The sequence below is a fragment of the Furfurilactobacillus milii genome (assembly GCF_009863985.1).
GTDB lineage: Bacteria > Bacillota > Bacilli > Lactobacillales > Lactobacillaceae > Furfurilactobacillus > Furfurilactobacillus milii_A.
The window spans coordinates 452,995-467,770 of record NZ_WEZT01000005.1 but is presented as its reverse complement, the minus strand read 5'-3'; the positions used below and the strand labels follow the sequence as shown (position 1 = coordinate 467,770).

The following is a 14,776-nucleotide window of genomic DNA, read 5'->3' as shown; positions in this document are numbered from 1 at the left end:
GTTAATTTATTGGCATACAGAGACGGTCTTTTTATGCAGAAAGCAGTGTGTTATGAAATCTAAAAGCAGAATTTTTAGTCAATTTTATCAGCTATTCATCATTGTTTTGGCGATTATCTCTGTGGTGCTAACGCTCTTCGATCTTACTGGTGAAATTAACTTATCTTTGGCACCATATTCAATTATTGATACTGCCATTTGGTGTATTTTTGTTGTTGATTATATCGTTGGTCTTTTCAGTGCAACATCAAAGCAGCAGTATTTCAAAGCGCATGTAATGGATCTACTTGCGATTATTCCCGTTAATGCTGTGTTTAATCTGTTTCGTTTTGCCCGTATTTTTAGGATAATTCGTTTATTACGGATATTTCGAATGGCTGGTATTATTGGCAAACTGCAGGATAAGCTTAGGAATTTCTTGCAAACAAATGGATTCATTTATTTGCTTTATGCCAGTATTGCAATTTTGCTTGTTGCTGCTTCGGTGTACGCCACTGTTGAAAAGATTTCCTTTGGCAATGCGTTATGGTGGGCGATTACGACCGCCACAACGGTAGGATACGGTGATATTTCCCCGCATACTGTCATTGGCAAAGTCGTGGCAATCACATTAATGCTGATTGAAGTCGGTTTTGTTGGCATGCTGACTAGCACGTTGACGACCTATTTTACTAAAAGGAGTCAGCGTAAAACAGCAGTCTCGAACGATGAACTGTTACGGGAAATTAAACAGTTGCACGAAGAAAACCAGTTAATGCAACAAGAAATCAGAGAATTAAATACGTTTATCAAACGTGAGGACTAATTAAGGATTACATCGATAATTGATGCAACCCTTTTTATTTTCCAAAAGAACAATCCTAAACGTTGACGATGGTGAATTCAAAACGAGTTTTTTATGCAGAAATAGTGAGAAACGATTTTTTAAACGATATTGTGTTGACTTTTATATTATACGACATATAATATAGTCACAAACAAAGTAGGAGACCAAATATGTTTAAAGCACACAACGCTTCAGTTAGGAGGCCAGGCTCATGAGCATTCAAGTTAGCACAGAGTTGCTAGATGGGATGGTGCTTGCGTTGCTGGATCGAGAAGATCTATACGGTTACGCATTAACACAACACATCCAATCATCCATCACAGTTTCTGAATCGACCATGTATCCAGTGCTCCGTCGGTTAAAAAAGGAAGCGTGGTTGACGACGTATGATCAACCATTTCAAGGCCGCAATCGACGGTACTATAAAATCACGACAACCGGCAAGAAACGGTTAAAAGAGATTCTGCATGAGTGGGATGCGTATAAAGACAGCCTAGATGGCATTTTTAATCCACCAGCGCACATGCAAAACAAAACGGAGGGGACAACTGATGACAACTGACGCCTACTTAAAAGAACTACAACGACGTTTGCACGGGTTAAGTGACAGCGAACGAGCAGACGTGATGGATTTTTATACGGAATATGTGGAAGACGCTAACCTGACATCGGGGGATGCCATCGTTAGTAAATTGGGGACACCGAAACAACTGGCTCGCAAAGTACTCGCCGACTACTCCATTAAGGAAAATGAGACAGCTGAACAAAAGGGCGAGCGACGAACACCACGTTCCAATGCCAACATGGTATGGATGATTATTTTGGCGATTCTGTCAACGCCAGTGACCATTCCGGCGGCCATTGCAATCGTTGCTGTGCTGTTCGCCGTAGTCGTCGTCATGGTTGCACTCATTGGGTCCGGGATTGTTGTAGCAGTGGCCTTGGTTGGTGGTGCTATTGCGGTCGCTGGCGTCTCACTGTACACCGGTGCCTACATGGTCTTTACAAACTTCTTTGTCGGCATTGCCTACTTGGGCGTTGGTCTGACTGGTGTTGGTGTCATCTTGATTTTGATCCCGTTATGCTATTACATCATTCGTTTCCTGATCCAGATTTCTGCAAACTTTATTCGCTTCTTGTACCGTAAATTTTCAAATCGGCGTCAACAGCCGAAGGGGGATCATTAATCATGAAGAGAACTTTAAAAATTGGCATCGCAGTGCTCATCGTTGGTTTGATCATGGTTGCTGCCGGTGCTTTTACCCACAGTTTTAAAGACGTTACGTTTAATCATCATGGACGACCAGAACTAAGAACAACGCAAACAGTCAGCAAGAAAGTGAAGGATTTTGACGCGATAAGCGTCGACTTGAAAAGCGATCAGATTCGTATCAAGGAAGGCGACACCGCTCGTGTCCAAGTTAGCAGTACTAAAAAAGCCATGCCAACAGTTAGATCGGTGGGGCACAAACTGGTTATCGAACAAAAACGTGCAGACAATTCGATGACCGGCTGGAGTTTTGGTGACAATCCTGAAGGTACGTTTGGTTTTGGAACATTCTATGAGTCTAAACACCCCGACCGGACCGTTGTTGTGACGGTTCCACGGGGCACTAAGCTCAACAACATTAGTATTAAAGAACGTCAAGGCGCCATCCGGATTACTGATGTTTCAGCAGATACAGTCAGTATCAGCGCTCATGATGACGTGATGCTGGAGCACATGACAGTCACACAGCCACTGAAAGTGAATAGTCATGACGGGAATCTTTATGTGACGGGGATGACACTAAACACACCATCCATTAAAACTGATGATGGTGCGGTTAGTCTACGAGATGTTCAATTGAACCAAGGCTCCATTCAACTGACTGACGGTACGTTCAACATGACAAATGGTGGGTTTACCGGTGCCGTTAATGTAACCAACGATGACGGCGATAATGAGATTGTTAACGCTGATCGGAATAAGGGTTATATTCTTCATGGCGACGATGAGAATAAGTTGTTTGAGCAACACAATGAAGATGGCGGCACATTGCAACAAAATGAAACGGTGCCAGACATTATGCACTTAACTACCAATGACGGTAAAAATTCCGTACAATGAAATTAACGATAATCAAACGAATAACGGGGAGGATGATTAACGATGAAAAAGAAATTAACGAAGTCTAATGATAAGGTTCTGGCGGGGGTCTTTGGTGGTATTGCGGAGTACTTTGGTTGGGACATCGCCTTGACACGGGTGATCGGCGGGATTCTGATTGCCGTTTCGTTTGGCCCTGGTATTGTTGCTTATGCGATTGCTGCGCTGGTTATGCCCGACGCTGAGGGGCACCATTTCTCAGCGGATGCATCTTATGAACGAACAGAAGACGAGCATCGCAATTCATTCGATGGCGAATTCACGGATCCAGACAGCAAACAGAAACACGACGATCAATAATTAATTGTCATCGTATAAAAAAGGCTGCTAGCGCTTGACGAACTGTCAGGTGTTAGCGGTCTTTTTTAGTAATCTGAATCTAATGCATCATGCTAAGGAGTTGCGTAATCGCAACTGCGTTAATCATGAAATGAACCATGATGGAATTAAATTGTTTGTGTGTTTTTTGGTACGTAAACGCTAAAATGGCGCCCATCATAAAGTAGAGCAGGAAACTGATTGGATTGCCGGAAATGTGGCCACTGGAGAATAACACGCCAGACAGTAACACTTTAGCCCACAGGTTATTTCGTTTGAAAAAAATGTTGGTGATGACACCGCGAAAGACGAGTTCCTCTAAAAAAGGTGTTAGCAATACGGCCGATACGCCGAAGCCAACCATGGCCACTGGACTTGTTTTCATAATGGAACTGATTGCCTGATTATTTTCAGTCGATTGTGTGTGGTACAGCACCTGTTGGAGGCGCATTAATATAGCTTCACTAAAGATGATGGCCAGATAGGCCAAGATAGCGACCCCAATGTCTCTTAGCTTAAAATCATGGAACAACCGTTCACCAGACCAATGGCGAAAGCGACGGTAGGCGATCCAAATGCAGATCAGGAAGGACCCCCAGAAAGCAGCGAGGAGAATGTACCCGCTAGCGTTGGCAAACGTCGTCTTACTGGCAAAGGCCAAGATGGTAGGAGGCAGTTGAACCATAATCCAAAGTGATGCCACTTCCAAAACGCGCGGCAACCACGAAAATAAAAACGGTCGATTATCGTTTGTCATCGGAACCTCCGTCTTTTGTTTGTTGCAAACGTAGCTGCCAAACCTTGATGAGGGTCACCAACACGGTTGTTAAGATGAATGCACCAATCCACAAGGCGAAAAGGGTGACGCCGGTTAGGTGTTGGGCTTCAGTGAGCCACACAACGCCGCCGAAAATGACAATGGCAAGTACGATAATGCTGCTGGACAGAATTCTTTGCATAGCAAACTCCTCGAATTAAGATGGTCCAATTGTATCACAGTGATGATTTGAACATCATAGGACATAGATATGATGTCACTTGTGGTTGTCAACATTTAAACGCTGCCGCCCTCCACTGACTATGTGGGCCATGTTTGTTAAATCTTTCTTACTATCAATTTTTATCAGAAAAAAGCGGGCAGCCTAATGAGTGCCAGACTGTCCGCCGAGTACGATTTGAAGGATACTGCCCGCTACTTTGCCAACCCATTGCATTGGCCTGCATCCTACCTAAGCAGGATATGAACCGTTGCGCCAGTTTAGCTTAAAACGGGTCCGCCATGTGGTGGTCGATCTTTTGTCAAACGACTCAACCGACTTTCATCACTTGGTGTTCCTTCTTGAGGTTAGTGTAATCTAATTTGGAGAAGAAGGGCGATTAATGTGCCTGTGTAATCAGGTGAATTATGAGGGAGAGGTACTGAATTGCGTGTTTGTCTACATGATGTTTTACACTTTTATATTGTTGCAAACCGGTTCATGTTTACAAACTCGTTGTCTTCCACATAGCGATAACGCGCTCCAGCCCCAGAGACCTGTGCATAACACAAAATGAGTATTGCTCGGTCTCTCCCAGGGACTTGTCATAAACGTGTTCACGCCCCACAAGCCTGTGCATAACCCAAATTGCCTGCCGTAAAGGCAAAGAGCGCCCTCACAACAGGCAATTTATGTTATTGCTCGACTTGCAATCGGGGGCGTTCACACTCTCACAAAAAAAGCCACCACAACTTTCGCTGTGGCGGCACGGAAGGACAAATCCTGATCAGCAAGTGGTTTTGCCGCCCACTGATGAACGAACGTGTTTTAACATCGTGAGAGCCTCAGCGACCTTCACCATGGCTCATTAGCAGTGGCCTTTCAGCACGATGGTTGTCAACGACGTGAACCGTGCGCCGATTCACGTGACGTTTGAAACCCTTGACCATCACAGCAGGGATAGGGACAACAATCGGATTAACCGTTTGATTTGGACAACGAGCACGTTCCAGGACTGCGACCAACCAAGCTCGTTCAACACGAGGCACTGTTGATCTGCGCTAACTTCCGCTCAGGATGGCGGTATCAACGATTGTGATGTGAAACATCGCCGTTGACGGTCGGAATTAAAGATTACGACATGACCGCTGCTCCTCTGTGAAAGCCTTGTTCCTTCTGATGGTTATAGTATATCGCCATTTAGAAAAGCACACGCAAAATAGCGATAAAATAAGGCCGGATGACGTTACTTTTGTTGGGCTCGATTGCTAACTTGTTAAACAAACAATGACGACCTAACGGCGATAAAACAAACTGCACCACACTAAGATGGTGCATGTGATAAGATGAGACTTGATATTCGCACAGACGATCGTTGGTTCATGATCATATATTGGACCACGTATTAATTAAGGACGTGACTTATTTAATGGGTAAAATTCGTATCAATAATATGCAATTTCATACGTATAATGGCGTTTTTCTGGAAGAAAAGAAACTGGGCCAGCGGCTGGAAATGGACGTTGAACTGAACTATCCACTTGAGACAAAAGTGCATGATGATGACCTAACAACGACCATTCATTACGGGCATGTTTATGATGATATTGAGTCGTTCGTTTCAAATCATTCCTACGACTTAATTGAATCGTTGGCTAACAACACGTTGACGATGCTTCAGGAAAAATATCCTGAAGCTACCGGTGTTACACTCCGCGTGCGCAAATATTCGGTCCCAATTGCCGGAATCTTTGATAACGTTGAAATTGAAGTGGCTGGTGGTGATGCGCAGTGACTATGGCTTATTTAAGTTTGGGATCAAACGTTGGTAATCGCCGCAAACACTTATTGTATGCGTTAGCGCAATTGCGCGCGGATCACTCGACTGTCTCAATGAAAACGGCTCATTTTTATATCACTGAACCCGTTGGTGGCGTAGTTCAAGACAACTTCCTGAATACTGCGGTTGCCATTGATACCAAACGGTCGGCAGAATCTTTGCTGGCATTGGTTCATCAAATCGAACAAGCACAGCACCGTCATCGTTTCATCCATTGGGGACCACGCACAATGGATCTAGATATCATCTTTTATGGTGATGAACACATCAATACGAAAACGCTCACAGTGCCACATCCGGAAGCACCAAATCGGCGGTTTGTGCTCGAACCGATTTTAGAAATTAGTGGGGATGATCGCGCAATTCAGAGACAGGTCAGTGATTGGTTAGCTGAAACGGACGATCATCAACAAATCAACAAATTATCGTAACATCTTTGAATTATCAGCATTGTTAGTCATTAGGCTAACAATCTTACATAAGTTCGTTATTTAGAAATTGTTTTAAAGGAGACACGCATTAATGACAGATGAACAACAAGCCACAATTGAAGGCGCTGTCCGCCAAATTTTAACTGCAGTAGGGGAAGATCCAGACCGGGCTGGCCTTGTCGAAACGCCGGCACGGGTGGCACGTGCGTACGCAGAGATGTTTTCTTCGCTGGAACAACCGACATTTAAGGATTACAAGTTATTTCATGAAGAGGATAACGCCGACATGGTTGTCGTCGGCCAAATTCCGTTTTATTCGATGTGTGAACATCATTTACTACCATTTTTTGGCCGTGTCAGTGTTGCCTATGTGCCCACAAACGGGACTATCATCGGCCTTAGCAAGATTCCTCGGCTCGTTGATTACGTCAGCCGCCGACCAACGGTGCAAGAAAATATTACGAACCAGGTGGCTGCTGAGTTAGAAAAAATTTTGAAGCCGGCTGGAGTGGCTGTCAGCGTTGCTGCGCGACACATGTGTATGGAAATGCGCGGCGTTAACAAGACGGGTTCTGTCACGCAGACAGCGACATATTTGGGTGAGTTTAAAACAAATAACGCATTACGCCAGGAATTTTTAATGAGGGCCGAACATGGCAACATTAACGTATGAGACATTAATTAATGAAATGAATCAAGCAATGCTTGCGGGCGACGAGGATCGTGTGCCGCTGTTACGTCAGGTATTAGCAGCGGTTGGACAACCCGATACGCAGGCGCCAATTATTCACGTGGTTGGCACAAACGGCAAAGGATCAACGGTGACGTTGATGGCAGATACATTGATTGCTGCTGGTCATAAAGTCGGCGTGTTTACGAGCCCAGCCATCTCTGATCAGCGCGAGCAAATTGTGATTAACGGGCAGATGATTGACAAAGAAGTTTTTGTCCGTTTGTATCAGACAATGTTGCCGATCGTCAGAAAAATTGTGCCGGAAGACTCATCACTAACCATTTTTGAGTGGGAGGTTGTCATTGCGTTGGCGTGGTTTGCTGAACAGCACGTGGACTGGATGATTATCGAAGCTGGCCTCGGTGGTTTGATGGACGCTACTAATGCGATTACATCCCCGCGGTTCAGTGTGTTTACGCACATTGCGTTGGACCATACCCGCATCTTAGGCGACACGATTGCAAAGATTGCGCAAAATAAGGCGGGCATTATCAAACCAAACACGACGGTAGTGATGGCGCCTGGTCAAAGTGATGATGCAAAAGCGGTTATTGAACAAACTGCTAAGCGTGCTCACGTGCCAGTGATGCTAGCCAGTAAACAGCCATGGTTTGATAATCCTCAATTTGGCCTGGATGGCACAACGGTGGATGTTCACTGGTCCAGCAAGACCATTTGGCATCACGTTCATCTTAATTTGGCTGGGCAGCATCAATTAGCTAATGCGGCCACTGCACTGACGGTGCTAAAACAAGTTGCCGAACATGACAGCCACATTGATGAAGATGCCGTGCGAACGGGTTTTAATCAGGCAGCCTTGCCTGGGCGACTGACGACGCTAGCGGCGACCGATAAACATCCCCGATTGTTGGTCGATGGTGCGCATAATCCAGATGGGATTCAATCGCTGGTTCGGTTGTTAAAGCAGGTGGCGCCAACCCGTCGGTTTACGTTTGTACTTGGCTTTTTAGCGGATAAAAACGTGGCGGGAATGCTGGCAGAATTGCTGCCGTTAGCCAAGCAAGTCGTGTTAACGGTTCCAGATCAGCATCAGCGAGCACTACCGATTGATGCATTAACTGAGATGGTGGGTGACACATTGGCCAAACTACAGTTAAATGACGTAGCGGTGTTTTCAACGGCAACTGCGCGTGAGGCTTTAGCTTGTTTGCGCAAATGCAACGTTGAACCACCAGTGATTGTGACGGGGAGCTTTTACCTTATCCGGGCGTTGCGGGAGGCTGGTTTAAATGACTAATCCACTATTTGTCGCAGCAACCAACAATCGACAAAAATTTGCCGAGTTGGCACGGACGTTTGCTTTTTTTGGTCAGACGATTCGCCCTTACTGGACTTATCTTGGTCGATTACAATTTCCCAAAGAAGGGACTGCTGATTTCAAAAACAATGCTGAAGGCAAGGCAACATTTATTCAACAGCGCTTGCCAGAAGCGACCGTCGTAGCCGATGACAGTGGCCTGTTTGTCGACGCATTGCCAGACCACTTTGGGGTGACAACGATGCGCGAACTGTCTGCTCATGCGCATGATGATGCGGCCATGAATCGTTACATTCTACGTTTATTGGGCACACAAACGAATCGCCATGCGATGTTGACGACAACACTGACAGTACTTAGTCACGATGGTCAGTGGCTCACGGCGACAGGGCAGCGCCGGTTTCAGATTCCGTTTGTGCCAGTCGGCCAGTACAGTGTCGGCTTTGATCGGATTATGTGGGATTCTAAAACAGGACTGACGCTGGCTCAGCTGCCGAATCAGGCGCGCATTCCGTTTACGCCAAGGGGCATTGCGGTGCCTAAATTATTGACACAGTTGCGATAGTGGGAGGATACGACATGAAAGTTACAGAAATAAACGCTGACGACCTCAGTCAAACTAATGGTCTGGCCGAGGCTGCTTTGCTAGATGCCATCAAACATCAGCGTCAGCTGGCATTGATGTTTGAACTCGATAATGCGGATGATCGAACCAGACTGGTCAACTTGATGGGCAATCTTGATGCCGTAATCACAGTGGCTGGCAATACTGTGCAAACATTGGTTAATGAGGCCGCTTTGCCAGTTTTGGAACAACAATTAAGTCGTCAGTTTGATAATAATGTGCTGGCAAAAGGTGTTGGCACGATTCGGCAGCAACATGAAATTCATTGGCAAGCAGGGCGTTTTGATTTTAATGTGACCGCCAAACCACTGATTTACGGCATTTTAAACGTCAGTCCTGATTCATTTTACGATGGTGGCCGCTACCATGATATGGATTCCGTGTTGAAACGGGCTGGTGAGTTTGCCCAAGCAGGTGTGCCCGTGGTTGAAATTGGTGGTCAGACGACGCGACCTCACTTTACGGAGATTACGCCAGAAACTGAAATTCAACGGGTTATGCCTTATATTAAGGCCATTAAGACGCAATATCCTGATTTGGGAATCGCGGTTGATACTTATAAGTTACCGGTGATGAGGGCGGTATTGGCCGAGGGGGTTGATATCATTAACGACGTTAACGCCTTTACTGATAATCCTGACAAACTGTCGCTACTCGCCTCGAGTAATGTTGGTTTGTTAACGATGCATGAAAGTCGTGCCCGCGAATACGATAATTTAACGACGGCAATGACAGATTTCTTTAAAACGAATTTGAATGCGCTGAAACACGCTGGCATTGATGAGCAGCGGATTGCTTTGGATGAAGGAATTGGGTACGCCAAAGTGGCTGATGGCTACCAGGATTTCACCATGATGCGCAACATCAACCAGTTTTTGCCGTTTGAACGACCGATCATGATTGCCATTTCGCGAAAGGGTTTTGGTCATAAACTGTTCGGTTTGGCAAAGGAAGATCGCCTATCCGTAACGTTGATTGCAGAGGCCTATATGTATTTGCACGGTGGTCGTATTCTGCGGGTTCACGATATCGAAGAAACTAAACAGTTAGTCACGTTACTAGACACGATTGAGGGCAGTTACTGGTTCCCAGACAGAACAGAAATGCATCAGTAACTTTTTGTACGTCATCAATGTCGTAACTAGCTAAAAAGAATACTTAAGGTTTAGTCAAAGCTTTAGTTGTTAAGAAAAATGGCGGCGTTGGTTGATAGTTCTGGTGTATACTGGATATTCAAGAAAGATAAAGGGAAGTTTGGGAACGCATGGCGAAATTACAATTATCAGCATCAGAAATTTTGACGATTTTACGTGAGCACCATTTGTTGACCAACGTGATAAATGCCAATGATCAGTTAGTAGTGACCGATGTCACATACGACTCACGAACGGCAAAGCCGAATGGCTTATTCTTCTGTAAGGGTAACTTCAAGCCGGAGTATTTAACTACGGCGGTCGATGCGGGTGTCACGGCCTATGTCTCAGAAGTTGCGGCTAAAGAGTGCGAGGCCACTGGCTTTATCGTGGCGGATATTCAAAAAGCAATGTCACTGTTGAGCGCTGCTTTTTTTTGCTACCCACAAGATGATCTATTTATTGTGGCCTTCACTGGGACGAAGGGGAAAACAACCTCTGCTTACTTTACGCGAGGCATTCTGCAACAGACGACGAATAAACATACCGCATTATTTTCAACCATTGACCGGATTTTAGGACCAAAACCAGAGCAAGAATTTAAGTCTGATCTTACGACACCTGAATCACTCAATTTATTCCATGATATGCGTGAAGCCGTTGATTCTGGCATGACGACGCTGGTCATGGAAGTGTCTTCACAGGCGTACAAGAAGAACCGTGTGTATGGATTGACGTATGATGTTGGAATCTTTTTAAACATCACGCCAGATCATATCGGGCGCAACGAGCACCCAACGTTTGCTGACTATTTGCACTGTAAATTACAGCTCTTAGTCAATTCTCGCCAGTGCATTATTAATGCGGAAACGGATCACTTAGAAGATATTTATATGGCTGCTAAGGCGACGACAGAACCTGAGGATATCTATCTGTATGCTCGTGATGGCTACAAGCCAAGTATTGATGTGCCAATCGACTTCCGCTATCACAGCAATGAAGATACCCTGAAGGATGCTAAATTTACGGTGTCGCATACGGATCTAACGCCAGCCAAACTGAATTTGGATGGCGAGTATCAATTGGCATTGCCTGGTGATTACAATGAAAATAACGCGGTGGCATCAATCATTGCCGCTGGTCTAGCTGGAGCGACAGCTACCGAAGCCCAGCAAACATTACCGGATATCACGGTACCCGGTCGGTTTGAATCAGTTGCCACCAAGAATCACGGGATGGTGTTCGTTGATTATGCCCACAATTACGCATCCGTCAAAGCTTTGCTGTCGTTCTTACGGAAGCAGTATGCTGATAGCCGGATCATTGTGGTGGTTGGTAGCCCTGGTGATAAGGGTATTTCGCGTCGAGAAGGGTTTGGTAAAGCGTTGAACGAAGAGGCCGACGTAGCTTACTTAACCGCTGATGATCCTGGTTTCGAAAATCCTGCTGACATTGCCCAACAGATTGATGAACATATTGATCACAACCGGGTTGATGTTCACGTTCAGATTGATCGACCAACTGCCATCCGTGAAGCTATTAGTGATAGTCGTGCTGATGATGTGGTTGTGTTGGCAGCAAAGGGTGAGGATCCTTATCAAAAGATTCGCGGAGTAGACACACCATACCCGACTGACATGGCTGTTGCCAAACAAGTAATTGCGGACATTGAAGCGTAATATTATCTCGTTTGTAAGATTAGCATTGCTAAAGCTTGGACCATTGTTGTCCAAGTAAGCTAATAAGATAGCGACAAAAAAGACAGCTCACTTCAAAAATGTGAGCTGTCTTTATGTGCCATGACAAATGAAAACGAGCTTTCCATTTGTCACGGTACGGATTGTTTGTGTTCTGATGATTAGGCAGTCAAACTGTAAATGGTGTAGCCGAGGATAATGGTAGCGGCAAACAGCAAGCCGAGGACGACATACAGCCATGGAGTGACGTGGGTTTCTTGCTTTCTAGCGAAGACGATTTCAACGACACCAATGAGCAGAATTGCCAACGCACCTTTTAAAATCGTGAGAATGGGAACCGTTGACCAGGTCTTGGTTGCAGCAATGAAACCAGTGATAATCATCACCATGTAGAGTAGCCTGCTCCACATTAGCCACCATTTGACGCGCTTTTCTGTTTTACTGAACACGCCAGCGAGAACTGTCAGAACTAATAAAATGGCAATCCAAAAATGACTGGCAATTAAAAAATTCATATTTTTTCCTTTCTGAATCAAGTTTTTTGAGTGAATCAACTTGACATGAAACTGAAGCTATCTTAGCATTGTTAAACCGTGTCGTTAAGCGGTACAATCAATGTTTATACAGGCCTTGACATGCATCACAAAAATGAGCGGGTCTGACAATTTTAAGGAGGGGTCACGTGCACGATTTAACTGAGGGGAATCCAATCAAATTAATATTTTTGTTCACGATGCCCCTACTTATTGGGAATTTATTTCAGCAATTATACAACATTTCAGATACGTTGGTCGTTGGTCAAACATTGGGCGTCAACGCATTGGCCGCAGTTGGTTCAACCGGATCCATTAGTTTTCTAATTATCGGGTTTGCCCAAGGACTGACGGCCGGTCTCTCGATTGTGACGGCACAGCGGTTTGGCGCACGAGACTTGAAAGGTGTTCGTGAAAGTTTTGCGGCGAGCATCTGGATTAGTTTGTTTGTAACCGTTGTTCTGACAGTACTCTCGTTGGCGTTTGTTCATCCCATTTTACATTTGATGCAGACACCAGCAGCAATTTATCACGATGCTCTAATTTTTATCTCCATTATTTTTGCTGGTATCTTTGCCTCCGTTGCTTTCAACCTGTTATCAAACATGATCCGTGGACTGGGTGATTCACGGACTCCGCTATACTTTTTGATCGTTGGGACAGTCGTCAACGTTGTGTTGGAATTAGCGTTTATTCTGATTTTTCATATGGGCGTTGCTGGTGCGGGATTGGCCACCGTTATTTCTCAGGTTATTTCGGCCGGTTTATGTTTGATTTACATCTGGCGCCACGTACCATTGCTGCGGATCAACCGTCAGGACATGCGTGCAGGGGCTGGTCAGTTGTGGGAACATTTCGCAACGGGGTTACCGATGGGCTTTCAGATGTCAATAATCGCGATTGGTGCCATTGTTATGCAGGCTGCTTTAAACAGTTTAGGAACCGCTTCGGTTGCTTCTTCAACAGCGGCCAGCAAGATTGACCAAATTGCCACAATGCCGATGTCTTCGTTTGGCGTAACCATGGCGACGTTTGCGGCCCAAAATATTGGGGCTGGTAAGTATAACCGTATTATTAAAGGTGTTCGTCAGACGCTGATTTTATCCAGCTCATTCGCGATTGTGATTGGTGCGTTGGAAATTATCTTCGGTAAGGCGTTAGTGAGCCTCTTTATTAGTGGACATGACCCAGCTGTCATGAGGTTGTCGCAAACCTACTTCAACGTGATTGCCAGTTCATACGTGTTACTGGCCGTACTGTTCATTATTCGTAACACGTTACAGGGTGTTGGTCAGCAAGCAATGCCGACCTTTGCCGGCATTGCGGAACTCGTTATGCGTTCTTTCACGGCCTTTTTCCTAGTTGGCCCCTTAGGCTATGCCGGAGCTGTATCAGCGGAGCCATTGGCTTGGCTAGGATCCTGTATCGTTTTGATTCCGTCTTACCTGCGTGCTATTCGACAGTTGCATAATTTACAATACATGCATGATCAAAATGAGCAGGCTAAACAAGTGACGGCGGAATCCGGGACGGGTGATCACACAGAAATTAGTGTCCCAAATTCGACACAAGCCCCGCACGGGTTAAGTCGAGCTGGCCAACACAGTACGAAGCAGGATAATTAAAGTTCGAAACATAAGACTTGAAATCCAGTTGTTTTTTTGATAATATACAAACTCGTATGCGTTGGGCATAAGACCAGAATAACCCGTTTACCTTCTTGCCGAAGAGAACGGGAATTGAGGTGAAATTAATGGCTGAATTACATGTTGGTGATGTTGTCACTGCGAAAAAGTTTGGACCGTTTGAACACAATTTCGGTGGCGAATTAGAAAAAGTTTATGAAAATTCGGCACTTGTATTGATTGATGATTACAATGACGCTGACAGCATGACTGTCAGTGAAATGAATCGTCGTGCCGTCGTTAAGAACGGTGATATTAAGGTCATTAAAGCTGCACCAGTACCAGAACCGGATCCGGATGAAGAAAATGCCGATGATGCGGAAGATGAGAAAAAATAATAACTGCTAGTTCGTGAGTTCTGTTAGCAGATAATTCAAAGTGATTCCTGTGGTGTATAATCCGCAGGAATCTTTTTTATAACCGGGATCAAATATGAAAGTTTATTTTGAAGGGCAAATTCTATAATTAATCCGAACAAAAAAAAAAAAAGGCCCAAAGCAATCTCTTACAATGATAGTAGTTAATCCCAACCAGCTATAAGGAGTGATTA

The 14,776-nt window shown here is 45.0% G+C and carries 18 protein-coding genes; 14 read left to right on the top strand and 4 right to left on the bottom strand.

The features are described from left to right. The first annotated feature begins 52 nt into the window (after positions 1-52). The 5 genes from GB992_RS05125 (at position 53) to GB992_RS05105 (ending at position 3,275) form a co-directional block, all read left to right on the top strand. Positions 53-805, top strand: a complete 753-nt coding sequence (locus GB992_RS05125; RefSeq protein ID WP_161001491.1) for an ion transporter — start codon at positions 53-55, stop codon at positions 803-805. A 232-nt stretch (positions 806-1,037) separates the two neighbouring features. Then, positions 1,038-1,388 carry a PadR family transcriptional regulator gene (locus GB992_RS05120; RefSeq protein ID WP_017261629.1) on the top strand — a complete coding sequence of 117 codons (351 nt, stop codon included), beginning with the start codon at positions 1,038-1,040 and terminating at the stop codon, positions 1,386-1,388. Continuing rightward, positions 1,378-2,013 (top strand): DUF1700 domain-containing protein, encoded by a 636-nt coding sequence (locus GB992_RS05115; protein WP_161001490.1) that lies wholly within the window; start codon positions 1,378-1,380, stop codon positions 2,011-2,013. The genes GB992_RS05120 and GB992_RS05115 overlap by 11 nt, the downstream gene beginning before the upstream one ends. Positions 2,014-2,015: 2 nt before the next feature. Next, entirely contained in the window at positions 2,016-2,936 is a 921-nt protein-coding gene (locus GB992_RS05110; protein ID WP_161001489.1) for a DUF4097 family beta strand repeat-containing protein, read from the top strand. Between the two features lie 42 nt (positions 2,937-2,978). Then, positions 2,979-3,275: a PspC domain-containing protein gene (locus tag GB992_RS05105; protein WP_161001488.1), complete on the top strand. Its 297-nt coding sequence runs from the start codon at positions 2,979-2,981 to the stop codon at positions 3,273-3,275. A 79-nt stretch (positions 3,276-3,354) separates the two neighbouring features. Here the strand turns inward: GB992_RS05105 and GB992_RS05100 are convergent, their stop codons facing one another. The 3 genes from GB992_RS05100 to GB992_RS05090 form a co-directional block, all read right to left on the bottom strand. After that, a complete protein-coding gene (locus tag GB992_RS05100) occupies positions 3,355-4,050 on the bottom strand; it encodes a CPBP family intramembrane glutamic endopeptidase (RefSeq protein WP_017261633.1) in 696 nt (231 codons plus the stop codon). After that, entirely contained in the window at positions 4,037-4,252 is a 216-nt protein-coding gene (locus GB992_RS05095; protein ID WP_017261634.1) for a hypothetical protein, read from the bottom strand. The genes GB992_RS05100 and GB992_RS05095 overlap by 14 nt, the downstream gene beginning before the upstream one ends. An 863-nt stretch (positions 4,253-5,115) precedes the next feature. Then, a complete protein-coding gene (locus tag GB992_RS05090) occupies positions 5,116-5,319 on the bottom strand; it encodes a hypothetical protein (protein ID WP_161001487.1) in 204 nt (67 codons plus the stop codon). Positions 5,320-5,699: 380 nt separating this feature from the next. Between GB992_RS05090 and folB the strand changes: the two genes are divergently transcribed. The 7 genes from folB (at position 5,700) to GB992_RS05055 (ending at position 11,990) form a co-directional block, all read left to right on the top strand. After that, positions 5,700-6,065, top strand: coding sequence for a dihydroneopterin aldolase (gene folB / locus GB992_RS05085; RefSeq protein ID WP_161001486.1), 366 nt, complete (start codon positions 5,700-5,702; stop codon positions 6,063-6,065). A 2-nt stretch (positions 6,066-6,067) separates the two neighbouring features. Continuing rightward, positions 6,068-6,541 (top strand): 2-amino-4-hydroxy-6-hydroxymethyldihydropteridine diphosphokinase, encoded by a 474-nt coding sequence (gene folK, locus GB992_RS05080; protein ID WP_238331051.1) that lies wholly within the window; start codon positions 6,068-6,070, stop codon positions 6,539-6,541. A gap of 91 nt (positions 6,542-6,632) precedes the next feature. After that, positions 6,633-7,214 (top strand): GTP cyclohydrolase I FolE, encoded by a 582-nt coding sequence (folE, locus tag GB992_RS05075; protein WP_161001484.1) that lies wholly within the window; start codon positions 6,633-6,635, stop codon positions 7,212-7,214. Next, positions 7,195-8,532, top strand: coding sequence for a bifunctional folylpolyglutamate synthase/dihydrofolate synthase (locus GB992_RS05070; protein WP_161001483.1), 1,338 nt, complete (start codon positions 7,195-7,197; stop codon positions 8,530-8,532). Before folE ends, GB992_RS05070 begins: the two co-directional genes overlap by 20 nt. Further along, positions 8,525-9,118, top strand: a complete 594-nt coding sequence (locus tag GB992_RS05065; RefSeq protein ID WP_161001482.1) for a non-canonical purine NTP pyrophosphatase — start codon at positions 8,525-8,527, stop codon at positions 9,116-9,118. The genes GB992_RS05070 and GB992_RS05065 overlap by 8 nt, the downstream gene beginning before the upstream one ends. 14 nt (positions 9,119-9,132) lie before the next feature. Then, positions 9,133-10,293, top strand: coding sequence for a dihydropteroate synthase (gene folP, locus GB992_RS05060; protein WP_161001481.1), 1,161 nt, complete (start codon positions 9,133-9,135; stop codon positions 10,291-10,293). 149 nt (positions 10,294-10,442) lie between these two features. After that, positions 10,443-11,990 (top strand): UDP-N-acetylmuramoyl-L-alanyl-D-glutamate--2,6-diaminopimelate ligase, encoded by a 1,548-nt coding sequence (locus tag GB992_RS05055; protein WP_161001480.1) that lies wholly within the window; start codon positions 10,443-10,445, stop codon positions 11,988-11,990. 179 nt (positions 11,991-12,169) lie between these two features. Here GB992_RS05055 and GB992_RS05050 read toward each other — a convergent pair whose 3' ends face one another. Then, positions 12,170-12,523, bottom strand: a complete 354-nt coding sequence (locus GB992_RS05050) for a DUF1516 family protein (protein ID WP_161001479.1) — start codon at positions 12,521-12,523, stop codon at positions 12,170-12,172. Between the two features lie 167 nt (positions 12,524-12,690). Between GB992_RS05050 and GB992_RS05045 the strand changes: the two genes are divergently transcribed. Together GB992_RS05045 and GB992_RS05040 are read left to right on the top strand one after the other, a co-directional pair. Next, the gene (locus tag GB992_RS05045) at positions 12,691-14,166 is read left to right on the top strand and encodes an MATE family efflux transporter (protein ID WP_161001478.1); all 1,476 of its coding nucleotides are present in this window, start codon (positions 12,691-12,693) and stop codon (positions 14,164-14,166) included. A gap of 128 nt (positions 14,167-14,294) precedes the next feature. Next, positions 14,295-14,564 (top strand): hypothetical protein, encoded by a 270-nt coding sequence (locus GB992_RS05040; RefSeq protein WP_017261645.1) that lies wholly within the window; start codon positions 14,295-14,297, stop codon positions 14,562-14,564. Positions 14,565-14,776: the final 212 nt, after the last annotated feature.

Coding starts and splice junctions, on each gene's coding strand:
- GB992_RS05055 (WP_161001480.1), top strand. CDS start 10,443: ATGGCGAAATTACAATTATCAGCATCAGAAATTTTGACGATTTTACGT.
- GB992_RS05105 (WP_161001488.1), top strand. CDS start 2,979: ATGAAAAAGAAATTAACGAAGTCTAATGATAAGGTTCTGGCGGGGGTC.
- folK (WP_238331051.1), top strand. CDS start 6,068: ATGGCTTATTTAAGTTTGGGATCAAACGTTGGTAATCGCCGCAAACAC.
- GB992_RS05050 (WP_161001479.1), bottom strand. CDS start 12,523: ATGAATTTTTTAATTGCCAGTCATTTTTGGATTGCCATTTTATTAGTT.
- folE (WP_161001484.1), top strand. CDS start 6,633: ATGACAGATGAACAACAAGCCACAATTGAAGGCGCTGTCCGCCAAATT.
- GB992_RS05110 (WP_161001489.1), top strand. CDS start 2,016: ATGAAGAGAACTTTAAAAATTGGCATCGCAGTGCTCATCGTTGGTTTG.
- GB992_RS05070 (WP_161001483.1), top strand. CDS start 7,195: ATGGCAACATTAACGTATGAGACATTAATTAATGAAATGAATCAAGCA.
- GB992_RS05125 (WP_161001491.1), top strand. CDS start 53: ATGAAATCTAAAAGCAGAATTTTTAGTCAATTTTATCAGCTATTCATC.
- folP (WP_161001481.1), top strand. CDS start 9,133: ATGAAAGTTACAGAAATAAACGCTGACGACCTCAGTCAAACTAATGGT.
- GB992_RS05120 (WP_017261629.1), top strand. CDS start 1,038: ATGAGCATTCAAGTTAGCACAGAGTTGCTAGATGGGATGGTGCTTGCG.
- folB (WP_161001486.1), top strand. CDS start 5,700: ATGGGTAAAATTCGTATCAATAATATGCAATTTCATACGTATAATGGC.
- GB992_RS05065 (WP_161001482.1), top strand. CDS start 8,525: ATGACTAATCCACTATTTGTCGCAGCAACCAACAATCGACAAAAATTT.
- GB992_RS05100 (WP_017261633.1), bottom strand. CDS start 4,050: ATGACAAACGATAATCGACCGTTTTTATTTTCGTGGTTGCCGCGCGTT.
- GB992_RS05115 (WP_161001490.1), top strand. CDS start 1,378: ATGACAACTGACGCCTACTTAAAAGAACTACAACGACGTTTGCACGGG.
- GB992_RS05040 (WP_017261645.1), top strand. CDS start 14,295: ATGGCTGAATTACATGTTGGTGATGTTGTCACTGCGAAAAAGTTTGGA.
- GB992_RS05095 (WP_017261634.1), bottom strand. CDS start 4,252: ATGCAAAGAATTCTGTCCAGCAGCATTATCGTACTTGCCATTGTCATT.